We start from the raw sequence: 23,987 nt of genomic DNA, 5'->3' as shown, positions 1-23,987 counted from the left end.
CAGGGGGTCATCACGCCTTGGGCTGCGTCCCCAGAATCGTCACCCGCTCGCCATACCGCGAATGCGGGAAATAATCCCAGACCGCATGGTGCTGGGTGCAACGGTTGTCCCAGAACACCAACGTATTCGGCGCCCAGCGCACGCGACAGCTCAGGACCGGCTCCCGCGCCACCAGATCGAAAAGCATGTTCAACAGCATCTGACTTTCGCCGCCGGATAACTGGACGATGTGCGACGTGAACCCGGAATTGACGAACAGCGTTTTGCGCCCGGTTTCCGGGTGGCGAACCACCACCGGGTGTTCGTTTTTCGGCAGGTTGGCCGGCGCTTCATAACCCTTCCACGGAATTGCGCCGTCGTGGATCGCGGTCAATTCGCCGAGAAACTGCTGCATCGTCGGCGACAGCATTTCCAGCGCCAGGTGCATGTTGGCGAACAGCGTATCGCCGCCCGTGCCGATGGCCGGGGTTTCCTTGACGTACAGCATCGAGCCCATGGACGGCGCCAGGTCGGCGGTGCCGTCGGTGTGCCAGGTTTCACCGGCCACGTAGCGCGATTGCGCATTGGCGCGGATCACCACCAGCTCCGGGTCATCGCCGTCGATGTCTTCCACCGGCAGCGCCCGCAGCTCACCAAACAGTCGGCCAAACGCCTTGTGCTCGTCCACCGTCAGGTGCTGGTCGCGGAACACCACCACGTGGTTCTCCAGAAAGGCCCGGCGGATTTCCGCGAGTTGCTCGTTGCTCAGCGGTTGCGAAAGATCGACGCCGCCAATCTCGGCGCCGATGATCGGCGTGATCCGCTCGACCGTGATGTGCCGATAAGGCGCACGCTGTTCTGCGGCGATGCGCTCGATTGCCTTGAGTGCCAACTGATCCATGTTCCCTCACCTTTTTTATTGGAACGACAGCGATGACTGCTCGCGCAGCGAACGCGGGCGCATGTCGATCCAGTGTTCATTGATGTAATCCAGGCAGTCCTGGCGCTCACCGCGCATCCCCGCCTCGCTCCAGCCGCTGGCCATCGGCTTGCCCGCCGGCCACAGGGAATACTGGCCCTGGGCGTTGATCACCACATCGAATTGCAGTTGTGCGTCATTCATGTCGTTTTCCTGTTGAACGGGATTGCAGCGTGGCCAGGCTTCGCTCGAGCCCGGCGGCGAGATGGTTGAGTGCGGCATGCCGCTGTTCGTCGCTCGAAGCACATGCCCCGACGTAGACCCGCACGGTCGACCCACAGACCTGCGCGCAGGTTGCTGCGTCGTCGGCCGCAAAAGCCCGGGCCGAGACCTCGGCGTTGGCGCTGGCATGGGCCTGGGCAAACGCCGTGGCAGCGGCCTCGGTATTCAGTTGCGCGTAGTACTCGGCGAACGCCTCGGCATCGCCGAAGTGCTCGGCAATCATGGCGGTGTTAGCCGGCGCGAGGCCGTAGCTCAGCGCACTGGCGTGGGCCTTGGCGTAAGCCGCGTCGTAGGCATAGGCCTTGCGATACAGCGCCAGCAACACCGGTTTGAGCGTTGCCCGCCATTCGCCCTGACGCCCGATCACGCCGAGCGCCGCTCGCTGGTGCAGGCTTTGCAACGCGAGCAGCGCCTGCTGATGTTCAGGCACGGCATCGCCGAGCATCGGCATGACGACGTCAGCCTGCCAGAGATGAAACAGCTGAAACGGCACCTGTCCCCGGACTCGGCTCAAGCGCAGACGCAAGGCCTCGTCCGGTTCGACTTCACACAGCACCTTGGTCAGGGCCAGCCACCATTGCGGCATCAAGGTCGGTTCGTTCATGGCGCTGGCTCATCCGTACCGATAACTTCGGCCAACAACCGCGCCCAGCGGCCCGCCACGATGCCGTAGTGATCGGTGTCCAGGGTTTGCCTGCTGCGCAACTGCGGCAGCAAGGCCTGCCAGCTGCGTTGCAGGTCATCCGGATTCCAGGCATTGCCCAGCCCGTAAGGATTGGCGTGCCCGGCGATGAACAGTCGCACTGCTGTTGTTGCCAGCGCCGGCGACTGGAAGTCGATCATGCTGGTCATGTTGTTGCGGCAGCACACCGTCAACCGTTGCAGATACGCCTGACGTTCCTCGGCCAAGCCCTGCCCTTCGACCGCCGGCCAGCGCTGGGCGAACTCGCGCTGGAACACTTGCTCGATGGTCTGTTCGTCGATGCCGGCCAGCTCCGCACCGGCATCCGGTGCGGGCGGGTCGATCAGGTACAACAACGGTTGCCTGAAGCCCTCAGCCTGAGCCTGATGACACAGCGCCTGCGCCACCCATGCACCGAACGACCAGCCGGCCAGACGCCAAGTGCTGCCGTGCGGAAGATGGGCCTTGATCGCCTCCAGATACCAGAGTCCACGTTCCTCCACGCTGATGTTCGGCAACTGCGGCAGGCGCAGCGCCGGGTCGGCGATCACGCACACGCCCAGTTCCGCCGGCAGCGCCGAGACCAGTTCCCGATAAGCCTGAACATCACCACCCACCGGGTGGATCAGGTACAGCCAATCGCGGCCGGCACCGGCATGCCACTGATCGATCCGCACCGCGTCGTGCCAGCCGTGCAGTGTCACGGCGGCCTCTTCAAACGTGGCGGTCGACACCAGCCCCAGCACCTCGTTCAGGCTGACCTTGTGGCTGAATTGCGACAACTGGAACACCTCGCCGGTGGCTGCCTGCAGTTCGTCGATCAGATCGAGCAGCGTCAACGAATCCGCGCCCAGGTCGTACAGCGAATCGTCATCTTCCAGCTCGGCCACGCCGAGCCACTTGCACAGACACTCACGCAAGCGCGCCGACAGATCCACGCCCTTTGGCGCCTCGACCACTGCGGCCACGGCACCATGGCGAACCGGATAAAACCGCCGCGCCGTGTCGATGCCGGTAGTGGAGATCAGCAGTTGCGGCAACTGCGTCGCCATCGCCAGATCGAACACCCGGCAGCCCTCTTGCGCCGAAAGACCGACCGTCAGATGCTCCAGATGCGCGGCGTCTCCGCCGTTGCTGGTGGTGGCCATGCCGATGTCGCGCCAGATGTCCCAGTTGATCCCCAGGCGCAGGCAAGCGTCGGCCGGATTCGGGCGATAGTGGGTGAAGCCGTCGAGCACCCCGCTGGCCGCTGCGTAGTCCAGATGCCCCGCGCCGCCGAACAGTGCCGACATTGACGAACAGTACAGAACAAAACCCGGTTTCAGGTGTTCGATCAAAGCCTCGACCGCCAGCATGCCGCGGGTCTTGGCGGCCATCGCCTCGGCCATTTGCCCGGCATCGCGATGACGGATCAGACTGCCCGCCCCCACACCCGCCGCATGAATCACCCCGCTCAGACGACCGTAACGAACCGCCAGTTGATCGAGGACCTGCGGCCAGTGCGCCAGGTCGGCGATATCCGCTTTGATGCAATCGATCCGCGAGTTGTAAGTCGCCAGTGACTCAGGCAATTGCCCTTGGCGCGAGATCAGCACCACACGGCGCGCGGGTGCCTGGAGCAGGTGTTCACACAAGGTCCGACCGATGCCACCGCTGCCGCCCAGCACAAGGAACGTTCCGTCTTCCGGTAAAAGCGGCGTGGTTGCCGGGCCGGTCAATGGCTGAGGCATCAGGCGTGGCTGCCAGAGGTAACCGTCGCGCACCGCCATTCGCCGAGGCAACGATGAAGGATCGGCCAGCAATGCCGCCAGCACTGCGCCTTGGGTTTCGAGGCGCGACGACGGCCAGTCCAGCCAGTGGCAACGCACCGGGTATTCCTGCGGCACCACTTCGGTGATGCCGGCCAGCGCCGACAGCTCGGGACGCTGAACCACGCCGTCCACCGGGCACGCCTGCCATGACATCAACCACAAGCGCAGACGGGTCGTGCGCGCGGTCTGCCCCCAGGCCTGCATCAGCGCACTGACCGTATCCAGGCAGGCCCACTGCGCCAGATCCAGCGATTGCTCGGTGACCGCGCCCGACACCGCCAGCGGCAAGGCATGCAGCCAGTCGAGTTCGCCGAGATCAGGTTCAGCAACTTCGGCGAGCAACCGGTTCAGGGCATCAGTGTCCAGAGGATCCAACTCGAAACGGTCCGGACTCAAGCGTTTGAAGCCGTTGCCCGCGCGGACCTGAATCACGCGTCGGTACACGGCGCTCAGGCTCGCGAGCAAGGTCGATTCGGGCGCTTCGTGGCTGCACAGGATCAGCACCTCACGGGATCCGGCCGTAGTTATCCCGCTCAGACGCCGGGTGCGCACCCACTGACGTAGGTGGAACCAGTCCGCCAGCGATTGTCGCTCCAGGGCTGGTGCATCAGGTTGAGCAGCTACAGGCGTCTGGAAGCGATACGGCTGAAGATCGAACGACGACGGCGGCAAGTCCCAGGGTGGCGGTGCCGAGCGCTGCGGCCACTGGATATTCGCGCCTTCGTACCAGGCGTCGAGCAGTTCCTGCGGCGCTTGATCACGGGCGATCAACTGCGCGCCGGAAGCGGTGATTTCCTTGATCGAAGTTGGCTGCAACGGAATCTCATCACCTGCCCGGCAGACCATCGCGAAGCGCCAACGCAGTTGCCGACGACCTGACTGCAAGTGCCGCAACAACGCGGTGTGCTGGCCCGGGTTCGTTTGCAGATATTCGCGAATCGCCGCGATATCGCGCAGCAGTTCCGTTCGGCCATGGGCCGATATCATCAGCAGCGGCAGTGTTTCCTCGCCCTCTTCCTGCGCCTTGGGCGCAGCGCCGACGATGACATGCGCATTGGTCCCGCCAATCCCGAAACTGCTGACACCGGCCAGCCGACGCCGCCCTTGCGGCCATGGCCGGGACGTGGTCGGCACATAGAACGGCGAATGCTCCAGATCGATCTGCGGGTTGATCCGGCCAAAACCGAGGTTCGGCGGCAGCACGCCATGGAACACCGACAGACTGGCACGAATCAGCCCGACCACCCCCGCCGCCGCGCCCAGATGACCGATCTGGCTCTTCACCGAGGCCAACGCGCAACTGCCGGCCGGCGCATCGCCGAAAGCCTTGGTCAGCGCCGCGACTTCGATCGGATCTCCCAGCAAGGTGCCGGTGCCGTGGGCTTCGATGTAGCCGATGTCGGCACCGCTCAACCCGGCGCGGTTCAAGGCATCGCGGATAACCGCACTCTGCCCGGCCACCGACGGTGCGGTGTAACTCATCTTGGCCCGGCCATCGTTGTTCAACGCCGAGCCTTCGAGCAGCGCGTAGATCCGGTCGCCATCGGCTCGCGCCCTGGCCAGCGGCTTGAGTACCACCACCCCGTAACCACTGGCGCCAAGGGTGCCGCTGGCGTCGTCGCTGAACGGACGACACAGACCATCGGCGGAAAAGATGTGCTGCGAGCGATGCCGGTAGCCCTCGGTCAGGGTCGGGTCGATCAGCACCCCGGCCGCGAGCATCACGTCACTGTCGCCCTGACGCAACATCGAACTGGCCAGGTGCACGGCAATCAGCGAACTGCCGCAAGCGGCCTGCACGCTCAGGGCCGGGCCGTTGAGGTCCAGGTGATACGCAGCTTTGGTCGCCAGAAAGTCCTTGTCGTGATGCAGCGCCAGCTGAAAACCATCCGGCAGATCGTCTTCGGCGGTTTCGCGCAGCATCTGCTGGAAGTAGGTGGTTTCGCCGCAACTGGCGATCAGGCCGATGCGCGGGCCATCGGCCGACGGGACGATGGCCGCGTGTTGCAGGGCCTGCACGCACGCCATCAGCAGATGCCGCTGTTGCGGGTCCATCAGGCGCGCTTCCTGGCGGCTGATGCCGAAGTACTCGGGATCGAAATCGAGCATGCCGGCCAGCTGACTGCGGGCGCCGATCAAGCCTTCTTCGGCAGCAAAGTGCTCGATGCCCAACTCATTGCCTTGCACCATCGCCCAGAACTCGGACAGGTTCTGCGCCCCGGCCACATTCACCGACATGCCGATGATCGCCATCGGCTGATGGCCTGCATCGGAAAGCCTTACACGCTCCGCCACCTCCACCGGTGCGGTCGACAGATGCGCCGCCAGACGCCGCACCGTGACGTGTTCGAACAGATCGGCCATCGTCACCTTGTGCGGCAGCTCTGCGGCGTAACGCCCATGCAAACGCATCAGACCGAGACTGGTGGCGCCGGCCTCGAAGAAGGTCTGCTCCGGCTCGATGTCACGGCCGATCACAGCCTGGAACAACTCGATCAGTTGTCGTTCCAGCGCGGTCAATTGAACAACCGGTTGTGGCGTGCTGCGCCGCTCCAGCGCCTCGCCAACATTCGCCAAAGCCTTGCGGTCGATCTTGCCGCTGGGGGTGCGTGGCCAGAGGTCGATCCGTCGGTATTCATCGATCCGCACATGGGCCGGCAGCAGACGCACGACCTGACGATCCAGCAATTGTGAGGTTGCAGGTTCGCCATCGAGTTGCAGCCAGGCGATCAGCCTCGGCGGATCGGCCTGCACCGCCACCACCGCGTTGACCACTTCCGGCACCTGCATCAGCGCCGCCTCGATCTGCCCCAGTTCCAGACGATGGCCGCTGAGTTTGATCTGCTGATCGTCACGTCCCAGGTAATGCAGGCAGTCTTGGGCATCGGCCCACGCCAGATCGCCGGTGCGGTAGTACAAACAGCCATCCGCCAGTTCGACAAACCGCGCAGCGTTCAGCGAAGGATCTGCCAGATAGCAGCGGGCAACCATCGGCCCGGCCACCAGCAGATAGCCGCGACTGCCCATCGGGACCGGACGGTCATGCTCATCGACCAGCAACAGCCGCGCATTACCGACGGCATGGCCGATCGGCGCGCGCAACGGCCAGTCCCGCGCTACGGGCGGCAGGCGCCAGGCGCTGACCACGTGGGTTTCGGTCGGACCGTAGTGGTTGAACAGCGAGGCCTGCGGCATGCCGCCAAACCAGTTGCGCAAAGCCTCCGTGCAGAGCAATTGCTCGCCGGCCGTGATCACCTCACGCAACGCCGACGGATAAATGCCACGGGCCACCGCGGTTTGCGCCAGATGCTGCAGGGCCACGTACGGCAGGAACAGACGCTCGATCCGCGCCTCGACCATGTAATCCAGCAACGCCTCGGCATCCTGACGCCAGCGCGGTGTGATCAGGTGATAACAACCGCCACCGCACAGGGTGCTGAAAATCTCCTGAAACGACACATCGAACGACAGCATCGAGAACTGCAGGGTTACCGCTTTCGCCGGCAACTGCCCTTCGCTGCGCTGCCATTGCAGCAGGTTGCACAGAGTGCGCTCCGACACCTGCACACCTTTGGGCGTGCCGGTCGATCCGGAGGTGAACAGCGTGTACAGCGGCCGTTCACCGGCGTGGCGCGGACGCTCGAACGATCCGGCATTGGCGTTCAGATCGACCCGATGCGTGACAAATCGTCCGGCGTTCAGGTCATCCAGCGCGGCCGCCGTCGTGTCGCTGAACAGCACACAATGCGGCTGCGCCTGCTCCAGCACCTGCCGCTGGATCGCCACCGGATAGGCAGGGTCCAGCGGCACGGCGGTCAGGTTGAGTTTGGCCAGCGCCAGCAAGGCGACGATGTGCTCTACCGAGGCATCGAGGAACAGCACGACGTGCAGCGGCGCATTCCCGGTCGGCAATGGATGACGCTCGACCAGCGTTGCTGCCAGAGCATCGGACAGCGTATTCAATTCGCTGTAGCTGAGGTGCTGCGGGCCTTGAACCAGCGCGACCGCCTGCGGCGTGCAATGCACTTGATGCTCGAACCCGTCCGCCAGTGTGTTGAACGGCAGTGCAATCTTCGGACCTTCGCTGGCCGGTGGCAGGCTGCGTCGATACGGACCGAGCAAATCATCGAGCCTGGCCGCCGGGCTTTCCAGCAACAGATCCAGCCCTCGACGGAACAGCGCATTCACCGCCCGCATCTGTTCGGCATCGAAGTAGTTGCACTGATATTCCCACCAGCATTCCAGTTGCGACCCGCTGCCGACCATCAACAAGGTCAGCGGGCACTTGGCGTGCAACTGCTCGTTGAATTCCAGCGTGGCGCGCAGGTTCGAGTCGGCCAACGCGGCGTAATCGGTGTTTTCCAGCACGAACATGAAATCGAACAAAGAAGGGTTCGACGACAGCCGCAGGTCTTCCACCAGATCCGCCAGCGCCACGTCCTGCAACGCCAGCACTTCGCGCACGGTGGCGGTCTGTTGGCGCAACTGCTCGCTCAGCGTGAATCCGTGTTCAACGGTGGTGGGAATCAACACGGTGTTGGCAAACATGCCGACGGTATCTTCGAACTCCACCAACGGTCGGTTGGACACCGGGCTGGCGATCCGTGGCCGCTCGCACCCGGTCAGGGCGTACAGGCTCCAGGCGAAGACACTGAACAGCACTTCGAAACGGGTCAGTCGTTGTTGGGTGCAAAAGCGTTCGAGGGCTGCGCTTCGGATGGCGCCCAAGGGTTCCCGGTGCAAACGGGCGTCCGGGCTGATTTTGCGCATTGGCATCAGGGCCGGCGACGGTTCTTCCTGACGGCGATGCAACTCGGCGAGTGCGCGGCGCTGGTCACGATAATGCGGGTTGACGCTCCACTGGCGTTGCCACTGACCAAACTCCAGCGTCGTCAATCGGGCAACTGGCGTCGGGCTGTCGTGGCCTTGCAGGATATCGGCATAGAGCTGCACCAGGTCGTCGAACAACAGGTTCACCGACCAGCCATCGACGATGATGTGATGCAGGTTCAGCAACAGCCGACAGCTGCCATCGGCGAACGGCAACAACCAGGACTGAAACAGGTTCGGGGTGGTCAGCTCGAATGGCGCGGCGAACACCCATTCAGCGAAGGCCTGCCAGTTATCCTCGGTGAAATGCCCGACCGCGAAGGTGCGACAGGTCGGCCCCTGCTCGGCGATGACCTGATCAAGTCCATCGGCACCGGGCGCAAAAGCCGTGCGCAATCCCGGATGGCGCAGCACCAGACGCCCCACGGCCTCGGCCAGCGCCGCGACATCAACGCCCGCCGCCAGATGCAGAATCAGCGGCACGCTGTAGGCGGTCGAGGTCGGCGAGCGTTGTTGCAACAGCCACAAGCGGCGCTGTTCGGCGGTGGCCGGCAGGCGTTTGGCGCTACTGATCGGAGGCGCCGGCGGGTAGATCGAATCGCAGGTGGTTTGACCGGTCAGTCGTTCGGCCAATGACGAGAAAGGCTCGTTGAGCAACGTGTCGATAGCGATCTCGCGCTGCCAACGAACACGGATTGCCGAACGCAGGCGCATCGCCTTGAGCGAATCGCCGCCGCTGGCCAGCCAGTCGTCCTGCGCACTCAGAGCGGGTTGGCCGAGCAGCGAACGGGCCTGACTCAGTAACCAGTCCAGCGCCGGTGAAGCGCTTTCGTTATCCGTTGCCGTCAAGACTGGATGCCAAGTACTCAACCCTTGGGCCAGCAAGCCGTCGCGGTCGATCTTGCCATTGGCCGTCAGCGGCAGGCGCTCCAGCAGGAACAACTGATGCGGCCGCATATACGGCGCCAGTTGTGCCCGCAGGTGAGTTTCGAACGCGTGATAGTCCAGATCCCCGCGCGGCACGACAAACGCCAGCAGCTGATGATCTTCAGCCGCCAGCCGCCGCGTGCAGACGTACGCCTGCGCCACGCCCGGGTGCTCCAGCATGCGTTGCTCCACCTCCCCCGGCTCGATCCGGAAACCACGAATCTTCACCTGTCGGTCGACCCGCCCCAGGTACTCGATCAAGCCTTCGGCATTGCACCGCACCAGATCGCCGGTGCGGTAATGCACCTGCGCCCCCCCGTCGAGATCGGGCAAACGGACGAACTGGCGAGCCGTTTCTTCGGGCCGGTTGCGATAGCCTCGGGCGACGCCGCTGCCACTCAGATACAGCTCGCCCACCTCTCCCGCCGGCACCGGCCGTTGCTGTTCATCCAGCACCTGCACGCCGGTATCCGGCAGCGCTCGGCCAATGGGCGCCAGGTCACCGGTAAAGTCGCGGCTGATCGGCCAGCACAGCGCAAACGTGGTGCATTCGGTGGGGCCGTAGACGTTATGAATCCGGCACTGGCTCTCTGGATTGGCCCGATACCACGCCCGGACTGCAGCGGCGCTGATCTGCTCGCCACCGATCAACACCTGACGTGCGCTGGCAAAGCACGACGGCCACTCGGCAATCAAGGTATTGAACAGCGACACCGTCATGAACAGGTTGTCGACTTGCGTGCGCTCCAGCACCTCGGCCAGTCGACGCCCGTCCAGCACGTCCTCGTCGGCGATCATCACGCAGCAACCACCGTTGAGCAGCGGCGCCCACAGTTCGAAACTGCACGCATCGAATGCCGGGTTGGACAGGCAGGCAAACCGGTCCGTCGGGTAAATCTCGATATAACCGTCGGTGTGCGCCAGCCGCAGCAGACCGCGCTCGCCCACCTCGACCGCTTTCGGCGTGCCGGTGGTGCCCGAGGTGTAGAACAGGAACACCACCTCGGCAAAGTCTTCGGCCAGTGTTTGCGGCGGAGCGTCAGGTTGATCGAGCAAAGTCTCGATGCCGGTTTGCCACAAAGAAGGCGACCACTGCGGTTCCTCCTCCAAAGTAATCAGGCCGACACACGCCGCATCCGCCAGCATCAACTCCCGACGTTTGCGCGGGCTCGCCCGATCCAGCGGCACCACCACCGCGCCGACTTTCAACGCGCCGAGAATTGCCGCCAGCCACTGCCAGCAGCGCGGCATGCACAACGCCAGCGACTGGCCGGGTTCGACACCCCGTGCCAGCAATCCTCGGGCAATGCGTTCGCTGGCGCTGGCCAGTTCGGCATAGGTCAGCGTGAGCGACTGATCGATCACTGCCGGGGCTTGCGGATTATTTCGCACGTGCTCGGCAAAACGCGCGAGCAACGGCATGTCTTTGGGTGCACTCATCATTTCGCCTCCTGCGCGTCGAAGCGTTGCAGCTCCCGACGGATGATTTGCGAGACCCGGTGGATTTCCGCGCTTTCGAGCATGTCCCAGTGCCCGCCGCTGACCAGCTTCGCCAGATAGCCGCTGCCCGAGCGGCGGCGCCAGAACCCGCGCAGTTCGTGCAACTGATGGCGGCTGAAATCTTCCCGCGCCTGAATCAGCACCACGCGACCGGCGCGCGGCGCGCACTCATAGGCGGCCATGGCCAAGCGGTTGTGGTTGTAGATGTTGAAGTAGCGTTCGACCTGGGCGTCTTCGATGCCGGGGTACATGCCGTTGAAGCGCACCAGTTTGTCGCGGAACTCGGCCATGTCCACGGTGCCGATCTGTTCGCGGAAACCAGGGTCGTCGCTACCCTGGGTGTCGAGCAGCACCACGGTCACCTGCCGATGCCCCGCCGCCGTCAACCGCCGCGCCATTTCATAGGCCACCAGCCCACCGAATGAAAGCCCGGTGAGGATCAGCGGTTGCTGCGTCAGCGGTTCGATCTGGCGCAAGTAGGCCTCGGCCATCGCCTCGACCGTCGGTTCGATACTCTCCCCCGGATTCAGGCCCGGCGATTGCACCCCGTACACGCCGGTTTCATCCGGCAGCACCTTGGCCAGCGACAGATAACAGAACGCCGTACCGCCCGCCGGGTGAATGCACACCACGTTGTGCTGGCCGCTGCCGCGCCGGAATTCGATCAGGTTGCTCTGGGTCAGCGCCGGATTGGCGCCAACCCGCAACCAGCCACCCAGCGCCTCGATGGTCGGGTAGCTGAGCACCACGCGCACCGGCACTTCGACCGCGAACTGCCGGCTGATTTCATGGGCCATTTTGATCGCGGCGATAGAGGTGCCGCCGACATTGAAGAAGTTGTCGCGAATGCCGATCTGCGGCGCCAGCAACAGGCTTTTCCAGATCTGGTACAGCGCCAGCTCGATGTGGTCGCGCGGGCTGCTCAGGTTGACCTGACGGTTGACCATTTCTTCATCCGCCAACGCTGTCAGCGCAGGGCGATCAACCTTGCCGTTGGCGGTCAGCGGTAGCGCGTCCAGCCACAGATAGCTGCCGGGGATCACCGCTCTGGGCAGGGTTGTCGCCAGATGGGCGTGCACCGCCGCTTCGTCAACGGGCTCGGCCACCACGCAACAAGCCACCAGCCGCTGGTCCTGCGCCGCTTCACCGACCATCAACACCACCGCGCTGCGAATGCCGGGAAACGCTTCGAGCCGGGCTTCGATCTCGCCCAGTTCCAGGCGCACGCCGCGCAACTTGACCTGAAAATCGTTGCGACCGAGAAACTCCAGCTGGCCGTCCGGGCGATAACGCGCCAGATCGCCGCTGCGATAGAGCCGATCACCTGACACAAACGGGTTGTCGATAAAGCGCTCGGCACTCAGTTGCGCCAGCCCCAGATAACCCCGGGCCACGCCCACGCCGCCAATATGCAGATGCCCGGTCACGCCCACCGGCACCGGCTCGTCGCGATCATCGAGCACGTAAAAGCGATTGTTGGAAATTGGCCGACCGATCGGCAGTTGCCGGGCCGGCACGTCGGCGCCGGGCTCAAGGGTCCAGATGCTGTTGATCACCGTGGTTTCGGTCGGGCCGTAGACATTGTGCAACCGCGCATGGGGCAGACGCTCCTGGAAGCGCCGGGCCAGAGCCGGCGGCAGTTCACCGCCGCCACTGAACACATCGGTCAGCGACGCACACTGACTGACCTCGTCGACCTCCAGAAACAGTTGCAACATCGCCGGCACGAACACCAGCGCCGTGACCTGCTGCTCGCGCACCTCGCGCGCCAGATACGCCGGCTCGTAATGCCCGCCGGGCCGCGCGATCACCAGCCGTCCGCCAGTTGCCAACGGCCAGAAGGTCTCCCACGCCGAGGCGTCGAAACCGAACGGGATCTTGTGCAGCATCGCCCCCGCTTCGCCGCACACCTGCAAACACCAAAGCAGCAGGTTGCTCAAGCCACGGTGGGCGACCATCGCGCCCTTGGGCAAACCGGTGGTGCCGGAGGTGTAGATCACGTAGGCGAGATGGTCAGGGGTGACGCCGACATTGCGTGGGTCGAGATTGTCCACCGGCAACGACGCCCAGCTCGCGGCATCTTGTTCGAGGTCGAGGATCGGCGCTTCCCAGGTCGAGCCTTGCACGGCCTGACGCAAAATCCCCTGCGCCGAACCGAACGTCAGCAGCACCGCCGGGGTGCTGTCGCCGAGCATATGGCTCAGGCGTCCCAGCGGATAATCCGGATCCAGCGGCACGTAGGCGCCACCGGCCTTGAGCACCGCCAGCAGCGCCACCGGCAATTCAAGCGAACGCTCGATGCACACCGCCACGCGCACATCCGGGCCGACGCCCAACGTGCGCAAATGCCGCGCCAGTCGGTTGGCCCTGGCATTGAGTTCGGCGTAGCTCAGGGCTTCTCCCTCGAATACCACCGCGCAAGCCTGAGGGTTGCTCGCGGCCTGCGCCTCGACCAGTTGATGCACGCAGGGCGCCACTTGCGTCAGTGGCGCGGCGCGGTTGAAGTCGACCAGCACTTGCTGGCGCTCCGCCTCGTTCATCAACGGCAAAGCATTGATCGGTTGCTTGGCGTCGGCGGCGATCTGTTCGAGCAGATGACGGTAGTGCCCGCTCAGGCGCTCGATGGTCGCAACGTCGTAGAGGTCGGTGTTGTATTCCACCAGCAAGTCCAGCCGCCCTGCCCGCTCGACCCATTCGAATGCCAGATCGAACTTGGCCGTGGCGCTAGTGGTGCCGAACGGCGCCAGTTCCAGCTCGGGCATCGACACCGCGTTGCCCGGCGTGTTCTGCAGCACCAGCATCACCTGGAACAACGGTGAATGACCGGGGTCGCGCTGCGGGTTGACCGCTTCGACCACGCGGTCGAACGGCACGTCCTGATGGGCATGGACGTCGAGCATCTGGCCGCGCACTTCGCGCAGCAGTTCGGCGAAGGTCTGCTGCGGATTCAGGCGCTGACGCAGCACCAGCGTGTTGACGAAGTGACCGATCAGCGGCTCGACTTCCGGGCGATTGCGGTTGGCGAACGGCGTGCCGATGCACAGATCCTGCTGACCGCTGTGGCGCCACAACAACACCGCCAAAGCGCCGAGCAGCACGTTGAACAGCGTGCCCTGGGTCTGCCGGGCCAGCGCCGTGAGTTCGCGCAAGGTGCCGCCATCGACCGAGGAGCTGAAAGTGGCGCCGACATAACGCTGCACCAACGGCCGCGGCCGGTCGGCGGGCAAGGTCGACAACAGCGGCGCGTCGTCCAGGTTGCGCCGCCAGTAATCGAGCTGAGCGTCCAGCACCGCACCGCCCACACGTTGTTGCTGCCAGCAGGCATAGTCGGCGTACTGCACCGGCAGCGGCGCAAGTGACGGGGTTTCGCCCCGCACATAATCGCCGTACAACGTGGCCACCTCCTGCAGGATCACGCCCATCGACCAGCCGTCGGCGATGATGTGATGCACGCTGTACAGCCACAGATGCTCGTCGTCTGCCACACGCAGTAGCGACGCCCGCAGCAAGGGTCCGGTGGCCAGATCGAACGGCGCCCGGGCGTCCTGTTCGACGGCGAATCGCACTTGCTGCTCACGCTCTTTGCCAGGCAACTGGCGCAGATCCGTCACCGACAACGACAGCGGCATCGACGGATGCACCACCTGACGCGGTTCACCGTCGAACTTGCAAAACGTCGTGCGCAGGACTTCGTGGCGGGCAACCAGTTCATTCAACGCTCGTTCCAGCCGGGCGACGTCCAACTGCCCTTTGAGCGTCACCGCCGTGGGCACGTTGTAGAACGGGTTGCCAGGTTCCAGTTGATCGAGAAACCACAGTTGCCGCTGCGAAAACGACAGCGGCCAGGACGCGTGTTCGCCAGTGCGACGGGGAATCGCCGCGTCAGCGTGCCCGCCGAGCAAGGCGATCAGTTCCTGTTTGTGGCGCTTGAGCGCCTGGGTCAGCTCTTCGGTGAGAAACCCGCGCGGCGCCTTGCAGCGCAGCCTGTCACCGTCCACTTCGAGCGCCACGCCATGGCGAGCGAACAACGCCAGCAATTGATCGGCATTCATACTTCGAACTCCTCCATGTCTTCGTCGTCCAGGCTGGCGCTCACAGGCTCGATGGCAAACGCCTCGACCGGCGCGCGGTGCTGTTCATCGGCCGTGCGCAGCCCGCCGATCATCGAGTAGATCAATTCATGACTCGGCCCGAGGTCGAACAGCGCCGTCAGTTGCTGCTCCTCGACCGAGCCGATGCCGCACAGACCCAGACCGTGTTCGACGGCGGTCATGCTCAGCAACTGGGCCATGGCGCCGCTTTCGATGTGGCAGAAGTCGCGGCTGCGCTCGCCATACAGCGGCCGGATCGCGGCCATGTCGGCGATGAAGAACAGCGAGAACGCGGCGTTCTCGTACACCGGACGGTTGACGAAATAGTCGTAGGTGTCCGGGTCGAGCAATCCACTCTCGAGCGCCAGCAAACGATGCTGGCGCGGATCGTAGTAATACGCACCACCGGGCACACCGAGCACGCGATCCGCCTTGACGTAGAGGTAGGCCTGAATCGGATACAGGCCGCCCGCCGACGGGAACTGGTATTTCACCTCACCGTCGAGTTGTCCTTGGGCCAGCGCTGCCAGCACGTGCGCGAAGGCCTGGGTGGCGATCGGTTGCCGATCGTATTGACGCACCGAGCGGTAATCGCTCAGACGCCGGGCGAAAGCCGGGTCTTGCGGCAGATCCAGCGCCAGCGCCGGCAGGGTTCGAACAAACTCACGGCGACCGCGCTGCTCAGCCTTGAACTGCGCACGCTGCTGGGGATCTTCGATGATGTCCTGCACGGGCTCCGGCGTCTGCTGCACGTTGCCGAGCAGTTCCTGACGCGCGCGGTTCTGGCGATACATGCCGAGCAAATGCAGCAACGTCGGCTGGGCCAGCAGTTGCGCCACGTGCGGGCGGAACTGCAAGGCACCGGACAAGGCGTTGCTGATCCGGACGATATCGATCGACGTTGCGCCGAGGTTCAGCAGGTTGGCGTTGGCGGCGATGGAATCGCGCTTGAGTACGCCCTGCACGATTTCCACCAGCCGCTGTTCCTGCGGGCCCTCGACTTCCAGCGCCGGCCCCTGCTGCTCGATCTGCTCAGGTTCGGGCAGGCGTTTCTTGTCGACCTTGCCGTTGGACGACAACGGCCAGGCCTCGACGAAGGTGAACGACGCCGGAATCATGTAGGCCGGCAGTTTGTCGCTCAGGTACGTGCTGAAATCGCTGGCCTGCAACGCCGGATCGGCCTTGAGTACATAACCCGCCAGGCGCTTCTCGCCCAGCGTGCTGCCGAGAATCCGCACCACCGCGCTCTGCACGCCGGGATGGCGATTGAGCGCGGCTTCGATCTCGCCCAGTTCGATGCGATAGCCCTGCACCTTGACCTGGTTGTCTTCGCGGCCGAGGAATTCGATGTTGCCGTCCGACAGCAAGCGCCCCAGGTCGCCGGTGCGGTACAGCCGCTCGCCAGTCAGTGGATGGGCGAAGAAACTGCCCGCGCTGAGTTTTTCATCGCGCCAGTAACCTTTCGCCAGACCGATACCACCGATGTACAGCTGCCCGGCGACCCAGGTCGGGCGCACTTGCAGCGCTTCGTCCAGCACATAGAAGCGCTGATGATCGAGGGCCTTGCCGTAGGGGATGCTGCGCCAGGCCGGGTCGACATGCTGCACCGGATAGCAGATCGACCAGATCGATGCTTCGGTGGCGCCGCCCAGGCTGATCAACTGCAAGTCCGGTTGCAAGGCCCAGGCCCGCTCGGGCAGGGTCAATGGAATCCAGTCGCCGGACAGCATCGCCACGCGCAGGCTGACGGGCAACGCACCACCCTCGCCCTCCGCGTACTCGATCAGCATGCCAAGCAACGCCGGCACTGAGTTCCACAGGCTGACTTGATGACGCTTGATCAATTGCAGCCAGTGCGCCGGATCGAGAGTCAGTTGCGGGTCGAGGATGACCACCGCAGCACCCACGGCCAGCGTGCCGAAGAAGTCATAGACCGAAAGATCGAAACTCAGCGACGAGATCGCCAATACGCGGTCGTTCGGGCCGACGGCAAAGCGCCGGTTGATGTCGAGCAGCGTGTTGACCGCACCGCGATGATCGATCACCACACCTTTCGGCTGACCGGTGGAGCCGGAGGTGTAGATCACGTAGGCGAGGTCGCTTTCGCTCACCTGCACCGGTTGCAGCGCCAGCACATCGTTTGAGACTGCATCCGTCACGGCAATGGCCGTGATCTGCGCCGGCCATTCGATTTGGTCGAGCAGCGCCGGTTGGGTCAGGGCCAGACTCGCCTCGGCCCGCTCCAGAATATGCCGCAATCGTTCCGCTGGCTGGGTCGGTTCGATCGGCAGGTAGGCACCGCCGGCATACAGAATCGCCAGGGTCGCAACCACTTGCTCCCAGCCGCGCTCCATCACCACCGCGACCAACCGGTTCGGCACCACGCCCTGCGCTTGCAGTCTTGCGCCGAGTTGCCGGGCCTCGTTGCGCAACTGTGCGTAGGTCAGCTGCCGTGCGCCGATCACCGCCAGTGCATCCGGCGTGGCGAGGGCCTGACGTTCGAACAATTCGTGCATCAGTGGCAGCGTTTGCTGATTGTCGACCGGCGCCGGCAACTGCGCCTGCGGCAACAGTCGAGGCGTGTTTGCGCCCCAGGCTGCCGGCTCGCAAAGGCTGTCGAGCAGCGCGTTATAGGCGACGAACATCTGCTCGATCATGCCTTGCGGGAACAGCTCGTCGATGCTGTCCCAGTTGAACAACAGGCGTCCTTCCAGCTCCAGCAAGGTGTGGTCGAGCCAAACCTGTGGGGTCTGGGTGATGCTGTGCATGTGTTTGGCATTCAACGCGTCAGCCAGGTTGAATTCGGCCAGTTCCGGCGCCGCCTCGGACAGCGTGCTGTTGAACACGATCGGCATCGCCGTCTGCTGCACACCCCGTGCCTGGGACAATTCGCGCAGCACCCGCACGCCGCTGACCACCGAATGGTCGATGTCGCGCCACAGCTGCGCCTGCACGGCGCGGGCCTTGTCGGTGAAACTGAGCGCCCCGTCGATACCGACTTCCAGCAGCACCAGCGAAGTGAAGTCGCCGATGATTTCATCGACATCCGGGTGCAACGGCATGCGGTTGAACAATGGCAGGCTCAGGGTGAAGCGCGGTGTGCGGCTCCACAGCGCCAGCACTTCGCTGAACGCAGTCAGGAGCATCACCGACGGCGTCACCGCAAACTGTTTGGCCACGGCTTTGAGTTGCGCCCACTGCGCCGCCGACATGTCGCGGTCACGGCGGGTAAAGTGCGGGTTGGCGATGCTTTCGGGCTGGCGCACCAGCGGCAGGTCCGGCGCCGGGGCCAGAGTGGTCACCCGTTCACGCCAGTAGCCCAGCGCCTGCTCGTAGCGGCGACCGTTACGCAGCTGTTGTTCGGCCAGCACGTAGTCGCGGAAAGTCAGGCCCGGCTCGGCCAGTTCCAGCACCGGATCGACGTAGAACGCCATCAGTTCGCGGGCGAGAATCTGCGTGCTCGCGGCGTCGACGATCAGCGCGTCGAGGCTGATGTGCAAATGGGTGATGCCGTCATCCAGCAACGACAGGCTGAACTCGAACAGCGGCCAGCAACTGGCATCCAGCACCTGATGGGACTGGCGTTCGCGGGTCGCTTCCAGCGTGCGCTGCGCCACATCGGCGGGTAAACCGCGCAGATCGCTGCGAGGCATGCGATAGGTCGGCACCTGCGCCAGCACTTGTTGCGTACCGTCGCTGAGGAAGATCACGCGCAGCATGTCGTGGCGCTGGATCATGCGGTTCAGCGCCAGCTCGAAACGTTCGGCGTCGAACCCGGGAATGCGCAGCTCTTCGTAGCCGTGAGCGCTGACACCGCCAAGGCTGACCGTGGTCTCGCGACCGAACCAGTACGCTTGCTGGATATCGGTCAGGGGGAACGGTTCATGTCGATTAGCACGATCCGGCCCGATCTGGATGAACGCTGGCTCGATGCTCTGATCATCACGCGAGACCTGCGCCGCCAGATCCATCAATACGGGCGTCTGGAACAGACTGCTCAGGGACAGTTGCGCGCCCATCCGCTGGTTGATCGCGTAGATCATCCGCGTCGCCAGCAGCGAGTGGCCACCGAGGTCGAAGAAGTTGTCGTGGATGCCCACTCGCTCGCACTTGAGCACCTCGGCCCAGATCTCGGCCATCTGCCGTTCAGTGTCGTTACGCGGCGCTTCGTAAGTCGCCCCGGCACTGCGTTCCGGCGCCGGCAGCGCTTGGCGGTCGAGCTTGCCGTTACGGGTCAGCGGCAGTTGCGAGAGCCGCACCCAGGCGCTCGGGATCATGTGTTCGGGCAACTGGCGTTGCAGTTCGCCACGCAAGAATTCACTCGTTGCGGTGCCGACCACGTAGGCCACCAGACGCTTGTCCCCGGCGACGTCTTCACGCAGCAGCACGGCGGCTTCCTGCACGCCGGGCTGCTGGTGCAACAGGCTGTCGATCTCGCCGAGTTCGATGCGAAAGCCGCGCAGTTTCACCTGTTGGTCGATGCGTCCCAGGTACTGCACGTTGCCGTCGGCCAGGAATTTCGCGAGGTCGCCGCTGCGGTACATCCGCGCGCCCGGCTCGGCACTGAACGGATCCGGCAGAAAGCGTTCGGCGGTCAGGTCCGGGCGGTTCAGATAGCCACGGGCCAGACAGGCGCCGGCGATGTGCAACTCGCCCGCGACGCCGACCGGAACCGGATTCAAGTGCTCGTCCAGCACGTACAGCCGCGCGTTGGCGATGGGCCGTCCGATGGGCGGCGCGTCCGGCCAGGAATCGGCCTCGTTGCACTCAAGGCTGAACTGGCTGACCACATGGGTTTCGGTCGGCCCGTACTGGTTGTGCAACTGAGCACCGCCCAGTCCACGAACAAACCCGCGCAGCTCGTCATTGATTTGCAAGGCTTCACCGGCGGTGATGATCTCGCAACCGCCGGCGGGCGTCGGCGCATCGGGCTCTGTCAGACCGGCGAGTTGCTGCAACACGGCGAACGGCAGGAACGCTCGCTGCACGCCTTCGGCCACCAGCGTCGGACGCAGCGCGGCAAGGTCCTTGCGGCTGGCTTCAGTCATCAGCAACAGGCTGCCTCCCTGGCAGAGCGTGCTGCAGATTTCCTGGAACGAGACGTCGAAGTTCAGCGAGGCGAATTGCAGCACACGCTGCGGTGCCGTGGCCTGATCGAGTTGCCAGGCAATCAGGTTGTCCAGCGCGCGACGGCTGTGGGCCACGCCTTTCGGGCGTCCGGTGGAGCCGGAGGTGTAGAGCACGTAGCCGAGGTGTTCCGGGCTTACCGTGACTTGCGGATCATCCGTTGGGAGTTGCGCCCATTGCGAGGTTTCAGTGTCCATACAGCAGATTTTCGCCTCGTTCGCCGGCAGCCCGGCCATCAGGCTTGATTGCGTCAGCAACAGGGTCGGCGCGGCATCGCTGAACATGAACGCCAGACGCTCGCTCGGGTAAGCCGGGTCGAACGGCACGTACGCCGCGCCGGCCTTGAGGATCGCCAACAGGCCGATGACCATGTGCGGCGAGCGCTCCAGACACAAACCGACGCGATGCTCGGGGCCGACGCCTTGTTCGATCAGGTAATGCGCGAGGCGATTGGCCGCGCGATTCAGTTCGCCATAGCTCAGTTGTTCGCGGTCGGCGAGCAGCGCCACGGCGTCGGGCGTTTGCCGGGCCAGGGCTTCAAAGCGCTCAACGCAACCGGGCAACGACGCGGTATTGCGCGCGGTGCGGTTCCAGTCATGAACGATTTGCTGGTGTTGCTCGGCGCTCAGCAGCTTGATCCCCGCCAGCGACTGTTGGCTGTCCTCGACCATTTGCGTCAGCACCCGACGCAGGTACTCGCCGAACTGCTCGACGGTGCGGCGCTCGAACAGGCCCGAGGCATATTCCAGACCACCGACGATCTGCCCGTCGCGCTCACTGAGCGCCAGTTGCAGATCGAACTTGGCCACCTGATGGCTGCTCTCGATCGGTGTAACGTCCAGCCCGCTCAGCAACAGGTCGGAATCCTGATCCTGCTCCCAGGCGAACAGCACCTGAAACAGCGGACTGTGGGCCAGACTGCGCGTCGGGTTGAGCAATTCCACCACTTGCTCGAACGGCAGGTCCTGATGCTCCTGAGCGTCCAGCGCCACTCGCCGCGCCTGTTGCAGCCATTGCGCCACCGACGGCGTACCTGACCGCGTCATGCGCAGCGCGAGGGTGTTGACGAAGAAACCGATCAGCCCTTCCAGCTCCTGCTGCGGACGGTTGGCCGATGGCACGCCGATCACCACATCGTTTTGTCCCGACAGGCGCGACAACAGCAGCGAAAAACCAGCCAGCAAATTCATGAACAGCGTGGTGCCTTGCTGCATGCCCAGGGCTTTCAATCGCACGGTCAACGCTTCGTCGAAGACCAATGGAACGAAGCCGCCGAGATAATCCTGCACGGGCGGACGCTTGTGATCGGTCGGCAGTTCCAGCAGCACCGGCGCGCCGGTGAGGGTTTCGCGCCAGTAACGACTCTGCTGCTCCAGCACCTCGCCGGACAGCCACTGCTTTTGCCACACCGCGTAATCCACGTACTGCACCGGCAATGGCGGCAGCGGATCGTCGCGATCCAGCAGCGCCGCTGCGTACAGTTGCCCAAGCTCTCGGGTGAGCACGCCCATCGACCAGCCATCCGAGATGATGTGATGTTGGGTCAGCAGCAACACATGGTCATCCGCCGCCAATCGCAGCAGGCTGACCCGCATCAACGGGCCATGGCTCAGGTCGAACGGTCGACTGCCCTCCTCGTCGATCAAGCGGGTCAGGCGCTCTTGCGCATCGAGGCCCTGCACGTCAGTCACCGTCAGCCGGATGCTGTGCGCTGGCGGCGACACCCGTTGACGCCCTTCCCCCTCAACGGCGATGAACGTCGTGCGCAGCGCAGCATGGCGCGCCACCAGCTGATTGAAGCTGCGTTCGAGTGCCGCCACGTCCAGCGCACCGCGCAGACGCAGGTTCAGCGGCATGTGATACGCCGCGTTGCCTCCCTCCATTTGTGCCAGAAACCACAGGCGTTGCTGGGCAGACGACAACGTTTGCGCGCCCACGCGTTCAAGGCTTGTGATCGCTGGACGAGCCGCAGCCTGACTGGCTTGCAGCCGTTCGGCGAACTGCGCCAGAACCGGTGCAGCAAACAACGTCGAAGGCGCGACTTCCAGCCCCAGCGAATGACGAACCTGCGCCAGCACGCGCATCACCAGCAGCGAGTGACCGCCGAGGGCGAAGAACTGATCCTGTCGCCCGACCCGCTCGACGCCGAGCACGTCGGCCCAGATCGCGGCGAGCGCAGTTTCCAGCGATCCTTGGGGCGCCTGGTATTCCTGCTGATCAAACGCCTCGACGTCCGGCGCCGGCAGACCGGGCCGATCAACCTTGCCGTTGGCGGTCAGCGGCAGCTTGTCGAGCCGCACGAACGCGGTCGGCACCATGTAGTCCGGCAGGCTTTTGTGCAGCTGTTCACGCAGTGAACGCGGGCTCAGCGCTGTGTCTGGCTTTTCGCAGTAATAGGCAACCAGCCGTGGTTCACCGGGACTGTCCTGGCGCAGCAGCACTACGCTGTCGCGCACGCCCGGAATATCCGCCAGTCGCGTTTCGATTTCCCCCAGCTCCAGACGCAGGCCACGCAACTTGGCCTGGGAATCGTTGCGGCCGAGGAATTCCAGATGCCCGTCGGCCCGATACCGCGCCATATCCCCGGTGCGGTAAAGGCGTTCGCCCGCCACGAATGGACTGTCGATGAAGCGTTCGGCAGTCAGTTGCGGCCGGTTCAGATAACCGCGCGCCACGCCGACGCCGCCGATGTACAGCTCGCCCGCAACGCCCTCGGCAACCGGTGTGCCGTCAGCGTCGAGCAGATAAATCCGGGTGTTGGGCAGTGCCCGGCCGATAGGCAGCACCGCGTCGATCTGGCTGTTTTCGGTGAATTCAAAGCAGGTGCTGTCGATGCTCGCTTCGGTCACGCCATAGGCCTGGACGATCTGCACCCGATCACCGCAAAGCCTGCGCAATTGCCGCGCGCTGTGGGCGGTCCAGATGTCGGAGCCGCAGATCACGGTGCGCAGGAACGACAAGTCATGGCCGGTCTCTTCGACCCACGCCAGCAGCGGATTGAGCAGTGCCGGCACGAAGTCGGCAAAGCCGATCTGCGCCTCGCGCATCAGGCGATACAGGGCCGGAGGATCCATCAGAGTGTCCCGTGGGCAGAGCACCAGCGTGCCGCCAAAACCCAGCGAACGGATCAGGTCCGCGCTGAACACGTCGAAGGAAAAACCGGCCATTTGCAGGTGGTTGATCGGGCCGGCCAAGCCATAGAGCTGCGCCCAATCGGCGCTCACGGCGACCAGCCCGCGATGCTCGACCATCACGCCTTTCGGGGTGCCGGTGGAACCGGAGGTGTAGATCACGTAAGCCAGGTGTCGGGATGTCAGGCCGATAGCGTGAGGATCGAGGTTGTCTGCCGGGAGCGAAGACCAATCGGAGGCGTCGGCCAGATCCAATATCGCGGGGGCAGTCGCCGACTGTTCGAGCGCCGCCCGCAATGCCTCGCGCGCCAAGCCATGGGTCAGCACCACCGGCGGTGCGCTGTCGGCCAGCATGTGCGCCAGCCGCGCCTGCGGATATGCCGGGTCCAGCGGCACATAGGCGCCGCCGGCCTTGAGCACGGCGAGTACGCCGACCAACATCTCCAGCGAACGCTCCAGACACAGCCCGACTCGCACGTCCGGTCCGACCCCAAGGTTGCGCAAGTGATGGGCCAGCCGATTGGCGCGGGTGTTCAGTTCACGGTAACCGAGCGCTTGCTCCTGCCAGCGTGCAGCGATGGCCTCGGGGTTGCGCAGCACCTGCGCCTCAAACAGACCGTGCACGCACAGGTCTGCATCGAACGGTTTCAACGAGGAAAAGTCGGGCTGCGCGGGATTCGTCCCACGCAAGGAAGTGTTGTCGAGCAT

At 64.3% G+C, this 23,987-nt stretch carries 6 protein-coding genes; all 6 read right to left on the bottom strand.

Going from position 1 to position 23,987, the window contains the following annotated elements; translation table 11 throughout:
* Positions 1–10 precede the first annotated feature (10 nt).
* From CAF73_RS20830 to CAF73_RS20805, 6 genes are read right to left on the bottom strand one after another with little or no spacing between them, the layout of a single operon-like run.
* Positions 11–880: a TauD/TfdA family dioxygenase gene (locus CAF73_RS20830; RefSeq protein ID WP_085703690.1), complete on the bottom strand. Its 870-nt coding sequence runs from the start codon at positions 878–880 to the stop codon at positions 11–13.
* A 15-nt stretch (positions 881–895) separates the two neighbouring features.
* Positions 896–1,102, bottom strand: a complete 207-nt coding sequence (locus CAF73_RS20825) for an MbtH family NRPS accessory protein (protein ID WP_085700385.1) — start codon at positions 1,100–1,102, stop codon at positions 896–898.
* Positions 1,095–1,784, bottom strand: a complete 690-nt coding sequence (locus CAF73_RS20820) for a hypothetical protein (RefSeq protein WP_085703689.1) — start codon at positions 1,782–1,784, stop codon at positions 1,095–1,097. The genes CAF73_RS20825 and CAF73_RS20820 overlap by 8 nt, the downstream gene beginning before the upstream one ends.
* Positions 1,781–10,870 carry an amino acid adenylation domain-containing protein gene (locus CAF73_RS20815; RefSeq protein ID WP_371918977.1) on the bottom strand — a complete coding sequence of 3,030 codons (9,090 nt, stop codon included), beginning with the start codon at positions 10,868–10,870 and terminating at the stop codon, positions 1,781–1,783. Before CAF73_RS20815 ends, CAF73_RS20820 begins: the two co-directional genes overlap by 4 nt.
* Entirely contained in the window at positions 10,870–14,982 is a 4,113-nt protein-coding gene (locus tag CAF73_RS20810; RefSeq protein WP_085703687.1) for a non-ribosomal peptide synthetase, read from the bottom strand. Before CAF73_RS20810 ends, CAF73_RS20815 begins: the two co-directional genes overlap by 1 nt.
* The gene (locus CAF73_RS20805) at positions 14,979–23,987 is read right to left on the bottom strand and encodes a non-ribosomal peptide synthetase (RefSeq protein WP_085703686.1); all 9,009 of its coding nucleotides are present in this window, start codon (positions 23,985–23,987) and stop codon (positions 14,979–14,981) included. Before CAF73_RS20805 ends, CAF73_RS20810 begins: the two co-directional genes overlap by 4 nt.

The organism is Pseudomonas sp. B15(2017) (genome assembly GCF_002113215.1).
Classification (GTDB): domain Bacteria; phylum Pseudomonadota; class Gammaproteobacteria; order Pseudomonadales; family Pseudomonadaceae; genus Aquipseudomonas.
The sequence above is the reverse complement of the archived record's forward strand: the minus strand, read 5'-3'. Positions and strand labels throughout refer to the sequence as shown.

What these genes read in the sequence shown, in the direction of transcription:
- CAF73_RS20830 (WP_085703690.1), bottom strand. Translation starts at nt 880, where the DNA reads ATGGATCAGTTGGCACTCAAGGCAATCGAGCGCATCGCCGCAGAACAG.
- CAF73_RS20825 (WP_085700385.1), bottom strand. Translation starts at nt 1,102, where the DNA reads ATGAATGACGCACAACTGCAATTCGATGTGGTGATCAACGCCCAGGGC.
- CAF73_RS20820 (WP_085703689.1), bottom strand. Translation starts at nt 1,784, where the DNA reads ATGAACGAACCGACCTTGATGCCGCAATGGTGGCTGGCCCTGACCAAG.
- CAF73_RS20815 (WP_371918977.1), bottom strand. Translation starts at nt 10,870, where the DNA reads ATGAGTGCACCCAAAGACATGCCGTTGCTCGCGCGTTTTGCCGAGCAC.
- CAF73_RS20810 (WP_085703687.1), bottom strand. Translation starts at nt 14,982, where the DNA reads ATGAATGCCGATCAATTGCTGGCGTTGTTCGCTCGCCATGGCGTGGCG.
- CAF73_RS20805 (WP_085703686.1), bottom strand. Translation starts at nt 23,987, where the DNA reads ATGCTCGACAACACTTCCTTGCGTGGGACGAATCCCGCGCAGCCCGAC.